Annotated in this window: 16 protein-coding genes; 10 read left to right on the top strand and 6 right to left on the bottom strand. The window is 62.7% G+C overall.

From position 1 onward, the window contains the following. The first annotated feature begins 90 nt into the window (after positions 1-90). From So717_RS17775 to So717_RS17765, 3 genes are all read left to right on the top strand, one after another. On the top strand, positions 91-1,950 hold the full coding sequence (locus So717_RS17775) for an ABC-F family ATP-binding cassette domain-containing protein (RefSeq protein WP_174239065.1): 1,860 nt from the start codon (positions 91-93) through the stop codon (positions 1,948-1,950). Positions 1,951-2,015: 65 nt separating this feature from the next. Next, on the top strand, positions 2,016-2,639 hold the full coding sequence (locus tag So717_RS17770; RefSeq protein WP_159979830.1) for a MarC family protein: 624 nt from the start codon (positions 2,016-2,018) through the stop codon (positions 2,637-2,639). 51 nt (positions 2,640-2,690) lie between these two features. After that, positions 2,691-3,272, top strand: a complete 582-nt coding sequence (locus So717_RS17765; RefSeq protein ID WP_159979828.1) for a retropepsin-like aspartic protease family protein — start codon at positions 2,691-2,693, stop codon at positions 3,270-3,272. A gap of 256 nt (positions 3,273-3,528) precedes the next feature. Here So717_RS17765 and So717_RS17760 read toward each other — a convergent pair whose 3' ends face one another. Together So717_RS17760 and So717_RS17755 are read right to left on the bottom strand one after the other, a co-directional pair. Further along, positions 3,529-4,002 (bottom strand): DNA polymerase III subunit chi, encoded by a 474-nt coding sequence (locus tag So717_RS17760; protein WP_159979826.1) that lies wholly within the window; start codon positions 4,000-4,002, stop codon positions 3,529-3,531. Positions 4,003-4,006: 4 nt separating this feature from the next. Beyond that, entirely contained in the window at positions 4,007-5,479 is a 1,473-nt protein-coding gene (locus So717_RS17755) for a leucyl aminopeptidase (RefSeq protein WP_159979824.1), read from the bottom strand. Between the two features lie 134 nt (positions 5,480-5,613). Here So717_RS17755 and lptF point away from each other — a divergent pair, with 134 nt between their 5' ends. From lptF to rsmA, 6 genes are read left to right on the top strand one after another with little or no spacing between them, the layout of a single operon-like run. Continuing rightward, positions 5,614-6,750, top strand: coding sequence for an LPS export ABC transporter permease LptF (lptF, locus tag So717_RS17750; RefSeq protein WP_159979822.1), 1,137 nt, complete (start codon positions 5,614-5,616; stop codon positions 6,748-6,750). Further along, positions 6,747-7,844, top strand: coding sequence for an LPS export ABC transporter permease LptG (gene lptG, locus So717_RS17745; RefSeq protein ID WP_159979810.1), 1,098 nt, complete (start codon positions 6,747-6,749; stop codon positions 7,842-7,844). Before lptF ends, lptG begins: the two co-directional genes overlap by 4 nt. Beyond that, positions 7,844-9,979 (top strand): LPS-assembly protein LptD, encoded by a 2,136-nt coding sequence (locus tag So717_RS17740; RefSeq protein ID WP_159979808.1) that lies wholly within the window; start codon positions 7,844-7,846, stop codon positions 9,977-9,979. Before lptG ends, So717_RS17740 begins: the two co-directional genes overlap by 1 nt. Positions 9,980-9,986: 7 nt before the next feature. Further along, positions 9,987-11,207: a peptidylprolyl isomerase gene (locus So717_RS17735; protein WP_159979806.1), complete on the top strand. Its 1,221-nt coding sequence runs from the start codon at positions 9,987-9,989 to the stop codon at positions 11,205-11,207. Then, positions 11,204-12,178, top strand: coding sequence for a 4-hydroxythreonine-4-phosphate dehydrogenase PdxA (pdxA, locus tag So717_RS17730; protein ID WP_159979804.1), 975 nt, complete (start codon positions 11,204-11,206; stop codon positions 12,176-12,178). Before So717_RS17735 ends, pdxA begins: the two co-directional genes overlap by 4 nt. Before the next feature lie 34 nt (positions 12,179-12,212). Next, a complete protein-coding gene (gene rsmA, locus So717_RS17725) occupies positions 12,213-13,055 on the top strand; it encodes a 16S rRNA (adenine(1518)-N(6)/adenine(1519)-N(6))-dimethyltransferase RsmA (RefSeq protein WP_159979802.1) in 843 nt (280 codons plus the stop codon). Positions 13,056-13,391: 336 nt separating this feature from the next. Here rsmA and So717_RS17720 read toward each other — a convergent pair whose 3' ends face one another. From So717_RS17720 to prfA, 3 genes are all read right to left on the bottom strand, one after another. After that, on the bottom strand, positions 13,392-13,958 hold the full coding sequence (locus tag So717_RS17720) for a DUF4167 domain-containing protein (protein WP_159979800.1): 567 nt from the start codon (positions 13,956-13,958) through the stop codon (positions 13,392-13,394). Positions 13,959-14,180: 222 nt separating this feature from the next. Next, entirely contained in the window at positions 14,181-15,017 is an 837-nt protein-coding gene (gene prmC, locus So717_RS17715) for a peptide chain release factor N(5)-glutamine methyltransferase (RefSeq protein ID WP_238841047.1), read from the bottom strand. Next, positions 15,014-16,069 (bottom strand): peptide chain release factor 1, encoded by a 1,056-nt coding sequence (gene prfA, locus So717_RS17710; RefSeq protein WP_159979798.1) that lies wholly within the window; start codon positions 16,067-16,069, stop codon positions 15,014-15,016. Before prfA ends, prmC begins: the two co-directional genes overlap by 4 nt. A 63-nt stretch (positions 16,070-16,132) precedes the next feature. On the opposite strand from prfA, the gene So717_RS17705 reads away from it, so the two are divergent. After that, on the top strand, positions 16,133-16,420 hold the full coding sequence (locus So717_RS17705; RefSeq protein ID WP_159979796.1) for a hypothetical protein: 288 nt from the start codon (positions 16,133-16,135) through the stop codon (positions 16,418-16,420). Here the strand turns inward: So717_RS17705 and So717_RS17700 are convergent. Continuing rightward, complete coding sequence (locus So717_RS17700) at positions 16,364-16,768, bottom strand: DUF1499 domain-containing protein (RefSeq protein WP_159979794.1); 405 nt, start codon at positions 16,766-16,768, stop codon at positions 16,364-16,366. The two genes, So717_RS17705 and So717_RS17700, sit on opposite strands and share 57 nt — an antisense overlap. Positions 16,769-16,815 lie beyond the last annotated feature (47 nt).

The following is a 16,815-nucleotide window of genomic DNA, read 5'->3' as shown; positions in this document are numbered from 1 at the left end:
CGCCTTGAATTTCGCGGCCCACCTAGCACGGGCCATCAGCCATGAAAAGCGGCGATTGACGCAAGCTCTGCGATACGGCACACCCCACCCATGTTACGGATTTCCAACATCAGCTATGCGGTGGAAGGGCGACCGCTTTTTGACGAGGCGAGTGCCACGATTCCAACCGGCCACAAGGTGGGTCTGGTGGGCCGCAATGGCGCGGGCAAGACCACGCTCTTTCGCATCATCCGCGGCGAGCTTGGGACCGATGGCGGGGAGTTTTCGCTGCCAAGCCGCGCCCGCATCGGTGGCGTCGCGCAGGAGGTGCCCTCGTCTGCCACCTCTCTGCTGGACACCGTACTCGCCGCCGACACCGAACGCGCCGCTCTGTTGGCGGAGGCCGAGACCGCTGCCGACCCGACCCGCATCGCCGATATCCAAACCCGGCTGGCTGACATTGACGCCTGGTCGGCAGAGGGCCGCGCCGCCAGTATTCTCAAGGGGCTTGGCTTTGACGACGCCGAGCAACAGATGCCCTGCTCCGCCTTCTCCGGCGGCTGGCGCATGCGGGTGGCCCTTGCGGCCGTCCTCTTCGCGCAACCCGATCTGCTGCTGCTGGACGAGCCGACCAACTATCTCGACCTCGAAGGCGCGCTCTGGCTCGAATCCTACCTCGCCAGATACCCGCATACGGTCATCATCATCAGCCACGACCGCGGGCTTCTGAACCGCGCCGTGGGCGCCATCCTGCATCTGGAAGACCGCAAGCTCACGCTCTATCAGGGCCCCTACGATCAATTCGCCCGGCAACGCGCCGAGCAGCGCGCCGTTCAGGCCGCCATGGCCAAGAAACAACAGGCCCGGCGCGACCACATGCAGGCCTTCGTGGACCGCTTCAAGGCCAAGGCCTCCAAGGCGAAACAGGCCCAATCGCGCCTGAAGATGATCGAGAAGATGGATATGATCGCCAGCCCCGAACAGGCGGCCAAGCGCGTCTTCACCTTCCCCGAACCGGAAGAGTTGTCGCCGCCCATCATCTCCATCGAAGGCGGCGCGGTGGGCTATACGGACACGCCGGTCCTCAGCCGGTTGAACCTGCGCATCGACCAGGATGACCGCATCGCTTTGCTGGGCAAGAACGGTCAGGGCAAATCGACCCTGTCCAAGCTGCTCTCCGGTCGCCTGCCCCTCATGACCGGCAAATCCGTGCAGTCCAACAAGCTGCGCATCGGCTTCTTCGCCCAGCATCAGGTCGAAGAGCTGCATGTGGATGAAAGCCCGCTGCAACACATCATCTCCGCCCGCCCCGGCGTTCTGCACTCCAAGCTGCGCGCGCAGCTGGCGGGCTTCGGCCTGGGCGCGGATCAAGCTGAAACCGAGGTGGGCCGCCTCTCGGGCGGACAAAAGGCGCGGCTCTCCCTGCTGCTGGCCACGCTCGACGCGCCCCACCTGCTGATCCTCGATGAGCCCACAAACCACCTCGATATCGAATCGCGCGAGGCCCTGGTCGAGGCGCTCACCGCCTATTCCGGTGCGGTGATCCTGGTCAGCCACGATATGCACCTGCTCTCCATGGTGGCGGATCGGCTCTGGCTGGTCTCAGGCGGCACCGTCAAACCTTATGACGACGACCTCGAAGCCTACCGCAAGATGCTGCTGAGTGTCGACAAACCCGCCAGCAAAGAACCGAAAAAAGCCGCCCCCCCCAAAGCCAAACGCCCCAGCCGCGATGAATTGCTCGCCCTGAAATCGGAAACCCGCAAATCCGAAGCCCGCGTCGAAAAGCTCAACGAGATGCGTGACAAGCTGGCCAGGAAACTGGCCGACCCCGCGCTTTATGAAGATGCCAAAACCGGCGAGCTGGAGGTCTGGAACCGCAAATATGCCGAAGTCATGGAGGCGCTGGAGCGCGCCGAAGCCTTGTGGATGACCGCTCTGGAAAAGCTCGAAAAGGCCGAAGCCGCGTGACCAGAGCTTCTTCTGGCCCAAAATATCCTGGGGTTTGGGGCAAAGCCCCAATCGCTCTCTAAACCATGGACACCGCCTTTTTCATCACCGCCTTCGTGACCATGTTCGTCGTGATCGACCCCATTGGTCTCGCGCCGCTCTTCGTTGCCCTGACCCAAGGCATGCCCGACGCAGCCCGGCGCCGCATCGCGCTGCGCGCCACGGCGCTCGGCATCCTGATCCTGCTGGCCTTCGCCGCCTTCGGCGAGGCGCTTCTGGGTTTCATCGGCATCTCCATGCCCGCCTTCCGCGTGGCGGGCGGCATCCTGCTGTTTCTCACCGCCCTCGACATGCTCTTTGAACGGCGCACCAAGCGCCGCGAGGACCAGAGCGAGGAGGACCACAACGATCCTTCGGTCTTCCCGCTGGCCATCCCATTGATCGCAGGCCCCGGGGCCATTGCCTCGGTCATCCTGCTGATGGGCCAGCGCCCCGACGTCGAAGGCACGCTGATCGTGCTGGGCGCAACCGGCATCGTGATGCTGATCGTGATGGGGTTCTTCCTGGCCAGCGGGCTGATCGAACGCGCCTTGGGCAAAACCGGCGTGACCGTGGTGACCCGCCTGCTCGGCATGCTGCTCGCCGCACTCTCCGTGCAATTCGTGCTCGACGGTCTCCGCGCGTTTGGCTTCGGCCCCGGTCTGGGGTGAATTCACCGCCAGCCCGCCCTATATCTAAACAAGGCGCAGCGGGAGCATATCATGGATGGCTTTGACACCGGCAGATTGATCTATCTGATCATCCTCGGCCTGATGGTCTGCACCTGGTTCTTCGCGCAAAACCGGCTCTCCACCAATAAGCTGCTGCAACAGGCCACCGTCTGGGGGCTGATATTTCTCGGCGTGCTCGCAGCCTACGGCCTTTGGGACGACATCCGCCAGACAGTGCGCCCGCAACAGGCCGTCTTTGCCGAACAGGGCAAGGTCGTGGTCCCGCGCAGCCCCGACGGGCACTACCACATCGCCGCTGAAATCAACGGCGCCCCGGTGAATTTCGTGCTCGACACCGGGGCCACCATGCTGGTGCTGACCCGCCGGGATGCCACGGCTGCCGGGCTCGACCCGGACAGGCTCAACTACATCGGTCGCGCCATGACGGCCAACGGCGAGGTCCGCACGGCTCCGGTGCGGCTTGAAACACTGACGCTGGGTCCGGCGACCGACACCAACGTCCCCGCTGTGGTCAACAGCGGAGAGATGTCCCAAAGCCTGATGGGCATGACCTACCTGCAGCGCTGGGGCAAGATCGAGATCGCAGGTGGCGAGTTGACCTTGACCCGATAGCCGCGTCGGTCTGACACTGTCAGGCCACGCTGGCGAGCGGCAGGTCCGGTGGGCTCTTCCGCATTTCGAGCAAATCTCGCATAACTTGTTCGCTGCCTCTCCCTCCGGTCGAACGCGAAAAGTCATAAACACACCAATAATGCTCGAGACGCTCTAAAGCGTCATGCGAAAAACCTGAATCACATATCGCTGCCTGAAATCAAAGATTTCAACGCTATATGTGATGTTTGATATCTCAGATATTTCGTCAGACGCTCTAGGCCACCGCCGCGCCGCTCTCCGCCTTCATCTCCCAGCGGCCACTCTCTTCGGACCAATATTGTGCCGCCGCCCCGGCATCCGTCAGCCGTTTCCACTGGTCCCGCGCCGCCTGAACAGCCTGCGGGTCATTGCCGTCAAAGAGCACGCAGGTGCGCTGCATTTCAGCCACCTCCGTCACCTGCACCTCGGCCCCGTCCACGCTCATCAGACAGGCTGCGCCATTGGGTACCTCCGCCCCCGTGGTCAAAAGGACCGGCTGCAGGGCGTCATGTGCTCCACCCGCCAACCCATGGGGCAAAAACCCCTCATCCGGCCCCAACCACAGCTTTTCATCCAGCCACCCCATGCGCCCCAGATCCGTGCCCCGCACCACAACGCGGAGCCCGGCGCCCTGCGCCTTGCCAAGCAGCATCCCAAGCGTCTGCTCCATCGGGCGCCGGGTCAGGTGATAAAAGAGCGCCGTGCCCAAGACCTCATCCCTTTTCGAAGTGATCCGCGACCAGCCGGTCGAGCGCCCGCACGCCCCAACCTGTGGCCCCCTTGGGCGCCAGCTTCGTGGCCGACTTCAAGGACGCCACCCCCGCAATATCGAGGTGAATCCACGGCACCCCGTCCTTCACAAACCGCTGCAGGAATTGCGCCGCGGTGATCGACCCACCGGGCCGCCCACCAATGTTCTTCATATCCGCAATCGGCGATTTCAGCATGTCGTCATAGGCCTGCCCGAGCGGCATGCGCCAGGCCCCCTCGGCCTCCGCCTCCGCCGCTTTCAGAAAGGCATTGCACAGCGCATCGTCATTCGAGAACACGCCCGCATTCTCATGCCCCAACCCGATGATGATGGCTCCGGTCAATGTCGCCAGATCGATCATGCCTGCTGGCTCGAACCGCTCCTGCGCGTACCACATCACGTCACAGAGCACCAAGCGCCCCTCCGCATCCGTATTGAGGATCTCGACCGTGTCGCCTTTCATCGAGTGGACCACATCCCCGGGCCGGATCGCAGTGCCGGACGGCATGTTCTCGACCAGCCCGACAAGCCCAACCACATTGGCCTTGGCCTTGCGCAGCGCCAGGCTGCGCATCACGCCCGCGACCGTGCCAGCACCCCCCATATCCATGGTCATATCTTCCATGCCCGCAGAGGGTTTGAGGCTGATGCCGCCGGTGTCAAAAACCACGCCCTTGCCGATGAGCGCCAATGGGGAGTCTCCGTCCCCGCCGCCATTCCACTGCATCACAACCACCTTGGACGGGCTGGCCGAGCCCTGCCCCACCGCCAGCAGTGTCCGCATGCCAAGCTCTTCCAGTTGGTCCTCCTCCAGCACGTCGACCTTCAGGCCGATGGCTTCCATCTCAGCCAGACGGTCGGCGAATTCCGTGGTGGTCAGCACATTGGCCGGTTCATTCACCAGATCGCGCGTCATGAAGGTGCCTTCCGCGGCAGCCAACAGATCCACCGCAGCCGCCTCGGCCGCGCCCGGATCGTTCACCATGACCTCGATACCACCCTTCGGCGCCTCACCTGAGGTCTTGTGATCTCGAAACTGGTAATCCCGCAGCACAGCCCCCTGCGCGACAAAAGCGGCCCGGCGCAGCGCCCCCAGAGCCAGCAGCAGATCCGCCTTGCCCCGTTTTGCGCCAAAGGCGGCACCTGCATGCCGCGCCGCCACTTCGCCTGCGTTTTTCGGCAGGCAGATCACATCCACCGCCTCCGCTGCCATACCTGCCGGATAGGCCAGCGTCAGGCTGTCGCCCTCCTTGAAGCCATCCGCGACACGCGCCTCCAGCGCGCGTTTCAGCGCCCCTTTGCTCAGCCGGTTAACGCGCCGCCCCGCCACATCCAGCCGCCCTTCGGCATCCACGACCAACCCGATGCGTCCCGCATGATCGCCCAGACGCTCGATGTCGGTTTTGCTGAAAGTGACGGCTGTGGGTGTGGTCATAACAAGGCCTTTCTGGTTGGGGTGCACCAACGAGTAGCGCGCCGGTCCGCCAATGACCAGATAGCAGTTTTCCAGCCCGCCCGATTGGTTTATCGTCGCGCAAAAGACGACACGTAACAACAAAGGGGGCCAGGGTGCGCAAGATCGACAGATACATGCTGTCGCAACTGCTGATCCTGTTTGGCTTTTTCTCGTTGGTTCTGGTCGCCGTTTTCTGGATCAACCAGGCCGTTGTCCTGTTTGACCGACTCATCGGAGACGGGCAGTCGGCGCTGGTGTTTCTGGAGTTCACGGCCCTCGGCCTGCCCAGGCTGGTCACGACGATCCTGCCGATTTCGGCCTTCGCGGCCTCGGTCTATGTGACCAACCGCATGAACAACGAGAGCGAACTGACCGTCATGCAGGCGACAGGATGGGGGCCCTACCGGTTGGCGCGGCCGGTGCTGGCCTTCGGGGTTGTGGTGTTCCTGATGGCCTCCGCGCTGCATCACGCCCTTCTGCCACTGGCGCTGCAGCAGCTCAGCGAACGCGAAGCCGAAATTTCGCAGAACGCGACCTCGCGCCTGCTGACCGAAGGCACCTTTCTGCACCCCTCGCGCGCGGTCACATTCTATGCCCGCGAAATCAACGAAGACGGGATTCTGAACGACGTCTTCCTGTCGGATCGCCGCAAGCCTGAGGAAGGCGTGATCTACACAGCCGCCGAAGCCTACCTGCTCCGCGATCAGAACGTTACCACATTGATCATGCTCGATGGCATGGCGCAGCGCCTCAGTTCTAAGACAAACCGGCTGTCCACTGCGCGATTTCGCGATTTCTCTTTCGACATCAGCGCATTGGTTCGAGGCGATCCGTCACATGCGCAACGCGTGCGCAACATGACAACGCTCGCACTCATGACCTCGTGGCGCGACGTGTCAGCTCAGACCGGGCAGCGGGTCGGCGATATCGCGGAAGAGTTCCACAACCGCTTTGCCGAGCCGTTCTTTTGCGTGGTCGCTGCCATGATCGGCTTCACGACCCTTCTGGTGGGCGGGTATTCCCGCTTTGGGGTCTGGCGCGAAATCGGGGTCGCCTTTGGCCTGCTGTTGCTGATCGATGGTTTGGGATCGACCTTACAGAACCCGGTGCGGGCCGAGGCGCAGCGCTGGCCCGTCCTTTACCTGCCCGCAGCCCTCGGTGCTGTGCTGGCGACAGGCATGCTGGCCTATCTGGCACGACCCAGGTGGCTCAGGCGCAAACGGGCGACCAACAAACAGGCGTCAGCATGATCCTGCATGCCTATTTCGCACGGCGCTTCGCCCTCAGCGTGTTGATGCTGACCGCGGTGCTATTTGCCATTGTTGGTGTGATCGACCTTGTCGACCTCACAGGTAGTTTTGGCAAGTACGACGTGAGCTTTGGCCGGATCATTGGCTTGACGCTGCTCAAGGCCCCGGAGACGGTCAACGAGATCCTGCCGCTGATCTTCATTCTGTCGACCATCGCGTTCTTTGTGGGGCTCGCGCGTTCCTCCGAACTGGTCGCGACCCGGGCCGCCGGGCGCTCCGCGCTGCGTGCGCTTGTTGCACCTTGCGTTGTCGCCTTGCTGATTGGCGGGCTGGCGTTGACCATGCTGAACCCCATCGTCGCGGGCACGTCGAAATACTACAGCGAACTGGCCGAGGGCTACCGCACCGGCGGGGCGTCGACCCTCTCCATCTCCGGTGAAGGGCTCTGGCTGCGCCAGGGCGGCGCAGAAGGGCAGACGGTCATCCGGGCCTGGCGGTCGAATTCTGATGCCTCGGTCCTCTACGACGTCACTTTCCTGTCTTATGCGCCCGGAGGTGGGCCAATCCGCCGAATCGCCGCCGAGAGTGCGGCCCTCGAAAACGGCGGCTGGTCGCTCAGAGGTGTGAAACTCTGGCCGCTGCGGCCGGGCGGCAATGCCGAAGCCGATGCCGAGCTGCACGACGACTACTTCATTGCAACCACCCTGACTCTGGAGCGGATCCGCGAGAGTTTCGGGCGCCCCAGTTCAATCTCCATCTGGAAGCTGCCCGAGTTTATCGAACAGTTGGAACAGGCCGGGTTCTCGTCCCGGCAACACCGCGTCTGGTTCCAGTCCGAGTTGGCCCGCCCTCTCTTTCTGGTCTCAATGGTTCTTGTTGCGAGCGCCTTCACCATGCGGCATACCCGGCTCGGGGGCACCGGTATTGCGGTGCTGGCCGCGGTGCTTTTGGGGTTCGGTTTGTATTTCATTCGCAGCTTTGCGCAAATTCTGGGTGAGAACGGGCAGATCCCGATCGCCCTGGCCGCTTGGGCGCCGCCCGTTGCCGCCGTCCTGCTGGCCCTCGGCCTGCTTTTGCACGCAGAGGACGGCTGATGCTCAAGCCGGTTCTGACCCGTCTCTGGGCACTCACCTTGGTCTTGTCGCTGTGCCCCGCGCTTGCCGCCAGTCAGGAGGCTGCGGCAGACCCGGCCGTTTTGATCGCAGATGAGCTTTTTATCGAAAATGACCGCGAGCTGGTCGCTCGCGGCAACGTCGAGGCATTTCAAGGCCCGACACGGATCACCGCATCGGAGATGCGATACGATCGCGGCACAGGGCAACTGACCATCACTGGCCCGATCACCATGGAAGATGGCGAAGGCACCACGATTCTTGCCTCAGCGGCAGAGCTTGATGGCACCCTGCGCACGGGCCTGCTGCGCGGCGCGCGTATGGTGCTGAACCAGCAATTGCAACTGGCCGCTGTCCAGATACAAAGGGTCAACGGGCGCTACAATCAGCTCTACAAGACGGCTGTGACCTCCTGTCAGATCTGCGAAGATGGCAGCCCGCCGCTGTGGCAGATCCGGGCCCGCCGTGTGGTGCATGATAAAGAGAAACGCCAACTGTATTTCGACGGAGCGCAGTTCCTGATCCGCGACATTCCGCTGATTTACATTCCACGTCTGCGCCTGCCGGATTCCTCGGTCGAGCGGGCGACCGGGTTTCTGATCCCCGAAATCCGCACAGCCAGCGGTTTCGGCACCGGCCTCAAGATTCCCTATTTCATCAATATCGCGCCGGACCGCGACCTCACGGTCACCCCCTATATCTCATCCCGCACGCGTACGCTGGAGTTCCGCTACCGGCAGGCCTTTCGAAAAGGCCGGATCGGACTCAACAGCGCCATCAGCCGCGACGAAGAGCGACCCGGAGAAACACGTGCCTATGTCTTCGGAAACGGACAGTTCAATCTGCGCAACGACTACCAGCTTACATTTGATATCGAACTGACCTCAGACGGCACCTATCTGCGGGACTACGGCTACTCCACCAAGGACCGGCTGGACAGCGCGGTCACGATCAGCCGCGCGCGGCGCGACGAGTATATTTCCGGCGGGCTGATCTTGTTCAGATCGTTGCGAGAGGCGGATGTGAACACAAATCTGCCCACCGTGATCGCTGATGGCATCTATGAATCACGCTATTTCCCCGGTCGCATCGGCGGGGAGCTGCGGTTTGCGGCCAACGCCCACACACACTATCGCGAGTCGGATACTGACAGCCTCGGCCGCGATATCGCCCGCATCAGCACCGAAGCCGACTGGCTGCGCAGTTGGACGGTGTTCAGAGGCGTGCGCGCTGATGTCACACTTGGGCTGACGGCTGATGTGTTTGACGTCGCACAAGACAGCAGCTTTCCGCAAAACGAGACGCAGCTCAGCCCGCGCGGAGCCATTGCCTTTCGCTATCCCATGGCGCGGGGCGGACAGGATGGCGTCACCCAGTTTCTTGAACCCATTGTCCAGTTGGCCTGGGTGGGCGGCGATCAGATCGATGTGCCCAATGAAGAGAGCACACGCGCTGAATTCGACGGCGGCAACCTCACCTCGCTGTCCCGGTTTGCCGAGCCTGACCGCAGAGAGCATGGACGTAGCGTGGCAGTTGGTGTCAACTGGGCACGATTTGACCCCAATGGTTTTGACACCTCCCTGACTGTGGGGCAGGTCATCCGGCAAGAGGCGAACGACAACTTCACGGAAACCTCCGGACTGAGTGGCGTCTCCTCCGATTTCCTGGTGGCGGGTCAGATCGCCACTCAGGACAATCTGACACTGACCGCACGCACACTGTTCAATGAGGATTTGAATTTTTCAAAAGCCGAGATCCGTGGCGATTATAATGGCAGGCGAACCAACTTGGGCGGCAGCTACATCTGGCTGACACGCGACGCCGGTGAGAACCGGCCGGACAGCATCGCGGAGATCGCGCTGGACGGATCCTACCGGTTCGACAGACACTGGATCGCAACCGCCGATTGGCGTTACGATATCTCACTGGACCGCGCCTCTGACATAGGGATTGGTCTGAGATACGAACAAGAATGCGTGTCGGTCCGATTCTCGGTGGATCGCAGTTTCGCCAGTTCGTCGAGCCTTGAACCGGTCACCGTTTTGGGCTTATCGATCGGACTAAACGGGTTTTCGGCCCGAAAGGGTACGGAAACCTACTCAAGAACATGCAGGTAGAGCAGACATGACGGCACTGAGCAGATTTATAACCATCATCGCCTTGGTCGCCGGGGTGGCACTTGCACCGCCGGTCGCCGCGCAAAGCCTCTTCGATCCGGTCACTTTCGTGAACGATGATGTGATCACGGAGTTTGAAGTCGAGCAGCGCATTGCCTTCCTGCGGCTGTTGAACACACCGGGCAGCAACCGCGACGATGTGATCGAAACACTGATCAACGAACGCCTGCAACTGCAAGCTGTCGAAGCCGCTGGCATCGAACTCACCGAAGAAGGCATACAGTCCGGCCTTGATGAATTCGCCGCGCGGGCCAATCTGACAGCGGATGAGTTCATCGCGGCTTTGGCAGAGGGCGGTGTTGCTGAAGAAACCCTGAGAGATTTTGTCGAGGCTGGCATTTCCTGGCGCGAGCTCATTCGCGCGCGTTTTGGTGCGCGGGTTCAAATCTCAGAGCGCGAGATTGACCGCGCACTGGGCTCCGGGAGCGGCACAACAGGCATTCGCGTCCTTGTCTCCGAAATCATCATCCCCGCTCCGCCTGAGCGAAAGGCTGAGGTGGATGAGATCGCGCTAGAGATCGCCACCAGTAGCTCGACGGAGGAATTTTCGAACTACGCCCGTGAGTTTTCAGCCACGGCCTCACGCGATTCAGGAGGGCGGCTGCCCTGGCAGGATCTGACCAACCTGCCACCCGTGCTGCGCCCCATTCTGCTCTCGCTCGCACCCGGAGAGGTGACGGACCCGTTGCCCATTCCCAATGCGGTTGCCTTGTTTCAGCTCCGCGATATCCAGGAAACCGGCGCGCCGACGCGCGAATTCGCCGCGATTGAATATGCGGCCTACTACATCCCCGGCGGCAGATCACCGGCAGGTCTCGCCGAAGCGGAGCGGGTGCGTGCACAAGTGGACGTCTGCGACGACCTTTACGGCATCGCCCAAGGCCAACCCGAAGAGGTGCTGGAGCGCGGCAGCAAGACCCCATCAGAGATCCCGCAGGACATCGCGATTGAACTGAGCAAGCTGGACCCCGGCGAGGTTTCAACCGCCCTGACGCGGGCGAATGGCGAGACGCTGGTCTTCCTGATGCTCTGTGGCCGGACCGCGGCGGTCAACCAGGAGGTCGCGCGCGAAGATGTGGCCAGCTCTCTGCGATCCGCCCGGCTGACAGCCTATGCCGACAGCCTGCTTGACCAGCTTCGCGCGGATGCTCGTATCGTCACCCCATGACCGAGACCACCGCCCCGGTTGTTATCAGCTGCGGGGAACCTGCAGGGGTCGGGCCGGAAATCGCTGCAGCGGCTTGGGCGGCCCTGCGCGACCATGTGCCGATGGTCTGGATGGGCGACCCGCGTCATTTGCCGGACGGGACACCGTATCAGGTCATCGATCATGCGTCGCAGGCCGGTTCTGTGGGCGCGGATGCTCTGCCCGTGCTCGCGTATTCATTCCCCAACCCCGCAATCCCGGGCACGCCCGACCCCGCCAATGCCCAAGGCGTGATCGACGTGATTGCGGCCTGTGTCGGTCTGGTCCGTACCGGTGCCGCCTCGGCGCTGTGCACTGCGCCCATTCACAAACAGGCACTGATCGAGGGGGCGCGTTTTTCCTATCCCGGCCACACCGAATACCTCGCCACTTTGGCGGGCGGGGATCACCGCGCGGTGATGATGCTGGCTTCTGACCAGCTGCGCGTTGTGCCGGTCACGATCCACATTCCACTGGTCGAGGTGCCGACAGTGCTCACCCCGGCCTTGCTTCGCGAGACGATCGAAATAACAGACGCCGCCTTGCGCGCGGACTTCGGGATCAGGGCGCCGCGCCTCGCGGTCTCGGGTCTGAACCCGCACGCGGGCGAAGGCGGCACCATGGGTCAGGAAGAGCTGCGCTGGATCAACCGGCTGATCGCGGACATGCGCGACGAAGGGTTTGACTTGCGCGGCCCCCTGCCCGCAGACACCATGTTTCATGCCACTGCCCGGGCGAAATATGATGCCGCACTGGCCATGTATCACGATCAGGCGTTGATCCCCATCAAGACATTGGATTTTGACCGGGGCGTGAATGTGACTCTGGGCCTGCCCTTCGTGCGCACGTCTCCGGATCACGGCACTGCCTTCGATATTGCAGGCCAGGGTGGCGCCAATCCGACGAGTATGATTGAGGCGATCAAACTGGCCGCGCAGATGGCCAACCGATGACGCCTCCGGCGGGCATATTCAGGGAACAATGAAGATGAGCGCCATCGACAGCTTGCCGCCATTACGGGATGTGATCCGGGCTCATGATCTGCGGGCGCGCAAATCCATGGGGCAGAACTTCCTGCTGGATCTCAACCTGACGGCCAAGATTGCGCGCGCTGCGGGTGATCTGACGGCCTGCGATGTGCTGGAAATCGGGCCTGGCCCTGGCGGGCTGACGCGCGGGCTGCTGGCCGAAGGCGCGCGCCACGTGCTGGCCATCGAGAAAGACAGCCGCTGCCTGCCTCCGCTGGGAGAGATTGCTGAGGCTTATCCCGGTCGGCTGACTGTGCTGGAGGGGGATGCGCTGCAGATCGACCCCTTGGTGCATCTGACCCCGCCCATCCGCGTGGCGGCCAACCTGCCCTACAATGTGGGCACTGAGCTGCTGGTGCGGTGGCTGACACCAGGCACATGGCCACCGTTCTGGCAGAGCTTGACGTTGATGTTCCAGCGCGAGGTGGCCGAGCGGATCGTGGCGCAGCCCGGCAGTAAAGCTTACGGGCGGTTGGCCATTCTTGCCCAGTGGCGCAGCGACGCGCGGATCGTCCTGCAATTGCCGCCCGACGCCTTCACCCCGCCGCCCAAGGTCTCCAGCAGCGTGGTGCATCTGACCGCCCTGCCCGAGGCGCGCTTTCCGGCTGATGCGGAGGTGTTGAGCCGCGTGGTGGCCGCCGCCTTCAACCAGCGGCGCAAGATGCTGCGGGCGGCCCTCAAAGGGGTGGCGCCGGATATTGAAGACCGGCTGATCTCCGCTGGCTTGAAGCCCACAGACCGCGCCGAACAGGTCCCTCTGGAAGGATTTTGCGCGCTGGCCCGGGCCGTGGCCGAAACCTAGAGCGTCATGCGAAAAACCTCACTCACATAACGCTGCCTGAAATCATAGATTTCAACGCGTTACGTGATATGCGACGTTTCAGGTATTTCGTCAGACGCTCTCGTCGGTCTTGTTACGCGTCTGGATGACACCGCACAGTCATCCAAGGGTTGGGTAACACCACGCGCGAGCGGACGGATGCAAGCTCTGGCATCAGATTTTCGTTACATGCCCGGTCCAAGCCGCACGATCAAAAGCGGTTTGAGCTATATTTGGATCGGTCTTCGTCGCGCCTCATCGACGCCCCGGCCATCACCAAAACCAAGGTGGCGTCCACCACAACCGGATGACAGCACCTTACTCGGCAGCCTTCGGCGCATCATCGCCGCCGGGCTGGTCACCCTCGGATATTTCAGGCTTGGGCCGTGGCTTGCGGCGGGGCGCACGCTTGGGCTTCGGCTTGGGTTGGCTCTCTGGCGTGTCCACCAGAGTGCTTTCCTGCTCGACATCAGCAACGTCGGGCTGCGGTTGTGCAATCTGGTCCGCCTGCGGCGGTTGCGTCGCAGCCTGCGCTGCCTCACGCTCCTGCCGTTCCGCGCGCTCGCGATCCCGTTCCGCCTGGCGCTCGCGGTTCTGGCGCTCCTGCTCTTCGCGGCGCGCCTCAATCTCGCGCTGCGCCTCGGACAGCATCCGGGTGTAATGCTCCGCATGCTGCTGGAAGTTCTCGGCGGCCACGCGGTCGTTGCTCAACTGTGCATCGCGGGCCAGCTGATTGTATTTCTCGATGATCTGCTGCGGCGTTCCACGCACCTTGCCTTCGGGGCCGGAGCTGTCAAACACACGGTTGACGACGTTCCCGCCCTGATTGCCTTGTGATCGGTTACGGTTGCCCTTGGAGCGGGACCGGGATCTCGATGATTTCATGAAGTTCGCTCAGCCTTCGTGCTGTGGATCGTGTAACCGGATAGGCGATTTTTCCTGATCTATCCGGGGTGTCGACATGTTGGGCTTAACGCCGCGCGGGACCGCCAAGGTCAGGCATCCACCGCTGCAACACCTTTGAATAAACATGGGTCCGGGGTTGCCGCAAGGGGTAAGTCCGAGTTTTACACAGTTTTATGGGTTTTCTTACAATTTCGAGCGCTGTTACCCGGGTTTTGCAGCCGAAACCACCCGGTCGCGCCCTCCCAGATCGGGGAGAATCGTCACCTCCCCCCACCCCTGAGCCCGAAAAATCTCCGTAACCTCAGGCCCTTGTCGCCATCCAATCTCAACCAGAACGCGACCTCTTGCGCTCAGATACCCTTGGGCGTGTGCAGCGATGATCCGGTAAGCCGAGAGCCCATCCTCACCATCGGTCAGCGCAAGTCGAGGCTCGTGATCGCGCAATTCCGGTTGCACGTCGCGCATCTCCTCCGCCGCCAGATAGGGCGGGTTGGCAACGATGAGATCGTAACGACCTTCGACGGCCTCAAACCAATCGGATTGCAGAATGCGGGCGCGGTCGGCCACATCATGGCGGGCGGCATTGGCGCTGGCATGCAGACAGGCCGCCTCCGACAGATCAACGCCGACACCCTGTGCCTCCCGCCGCTCCGCCAGCAAGGTCACCAGAATACAGCCCGACCCGGTGCCGAGATCCAGCACATGGGCGAAAGGCTCCGAGAGCGCCGCTTCGATCAGCGCCTCGGTCTCGGGTCTTGGGTCGAGCACATCGCGGCTGATCTCGAAGGCGCGGCCATAGAACTCCCGCGCGCCGATCAGCTGCGACACCGGCACACGCACCGCACGCAACGCCACCAACGCATCATAGCGTTCGGCAATGTCCGGTGCGATGTCTTCGGGCGCAATCAGCGTGACCCGCGCCGCATCGACCTTGGCGGCATGGGCCAGCAACACGCGCGCATCCCGCGCAGGGTCCGGCACACCGGCTGCGCGCAAGCGGGCCATGGCCGCGACCATGGCCTCGGCAGCCGTGGTCATTGCCCCATCTCCGCCATCAGCCGCGCCTGCGCATCCGCCGTCAGCGCATCGACAATCTCATCCAGATCGCCCTGCATCACGGCATCCAGCCGGTAGAGTGTCAGGTTGATCCGGTGGTCCGTCATGCGACCCTGCGGGAAATTATACGTGCGAATGCGCTCGGACCGGTCGCCCGAGCCCACCTGCGCCGCGCGATCCGCAGAGCGTTCGCCATCAACGCGCGCCCGCTCCATGTCATAGAGTCGCGCGCGCAACACCTGCATGGCAATCTCGCGGTTACGGTGCTGCGATTTCTCGGAGCTTGTCACCACCAAACCGGTCGGCAAATGGGTGATGCGCACCGCCGAGTCGGTGGTGTTCACGTGCTGCCCGCCCGCGCCCGAGGAGCGCATGGTATCGATGCGCAGATCATTGGCGTCAATCTGGATGTCCACATCCTCAGCCTCCGGCAGAACGGCCACGGTGGCCGCCGAGGTGTGAATACGTCCGCCGCTTTCGGTGCTGGGCACGCGCTGGACCCGGTGCACGCCGCTTTCGAACTTCAGCCGGGCAAAGACGTCCTGCCCCTTGATATGCGCCACCACCTCCTTGACGCCACCCAGCTCGGTTTCCTGCAATTCGATGATGTCAAACGTCCAACCATGCGTATCGGCATAGCGCTGATACATGCGCATGAGGTCGCCAGCAAAAAGTGCGGCCTCATCCCCACCGGTGCCGGGCCGTATCTCCAGCATGGCGGGTTTCGCGTCGGCCTTGTCCTTTGGCAGCAAGGCCAATTGCAACGCCGCCTCCGCTTCGGGCAGCGCCTTCTTGAGCCGGGGCAGCTCTTCCTCAGCCAGCGCGGCCATGTCCGGGTCGGACAGCATCTCCTCCGCCTCACCCAGATCAGTGACCAGACGCTGGTAGGCCGTGATCTGCTCCACCACAGGCCGCAGATCAGAATACTCCTTGGCCAGTGCCGCAATATCAGCCGATGGATCCCCCACAGCCATGGCCGCTTCGAGATACTCGAACCGCGCCGTAATTTGATGCAATTGCTCCACCGGGATCATGCTGCACCTCTGGGACATTGAAAGGCTTTGGTCAAGACCTGCGGCCATGCTAGCCTGCCTCGGATGAATCGATTGAGCCTGCTTTTGATCTGGGCCGCCCTGCCCGGCCTTGCGGATGTCACCTCACCCAGTGGCAAAACGGTCGAGTGCTACTGCACGGACAAGGCCGGAGCCCGCGTGGAGCTTGGCCAGACAATCTGCCTGCAGGTGGACGGGCGGATGTTCATGGCCCAATGCCAGATGTCGCTGAATGTGCCGATGTGGCGCGAGGTGCAGCAGGGGTGTTTGTCCTCGTCACTGGAGCGCGGCGATCAGCCGCTCCAGTCGTTTGCGGTTGACGCCCAGATCTGACACTCCGAACCGCAGCCGCGCAAACATCCGGATCTCATCTCCGCGCCGCTCGACCGTTGTGAGGTCGGGAAAGCCAAAGACGGCGGAGCGTGTGACATAGGTGATATGCCCCTCCTGCACCGACCCGGCCAGCGCGCGCGTCCTTGGAAGCCCCTGCAGCGCCGCATCCAGCGCCTGCAAGGTCCCCTTCGGCGCGGGGATAACGCGCACGGCCCCACCTGCCAGATCAACGTCCTGCGCAGCCTCGACAGGCTGATGCCACCGCGCCGGATCAAGCGGGGCAAGACGCACATAAGCCCCGCCCAAAACAAGCAGGCAGAGCACCACAGCCACCAGTGCAACCGCCATTTTTCGCCTCCGTGTCGCCAATCTCACCTACCTGTGGTTGCGGCGTT

The sequence above is a fragment of the Roseobacter cerasinus genome (assembly GCF_009811755.1).
In the GTDB taxonomy this organism is placed as follows: domain Bacteria; phylum Pseudomonadota; class Alphaproteobacteria; order Rhodobacterales; family Rhodobacteraceae; genus Roseobacter; species Roseobacter cerasinus.
Note: the sequence above shows the minus strand (reverse complement) of the source record. Positions and strands in the feature narration are given on the sequence as shown.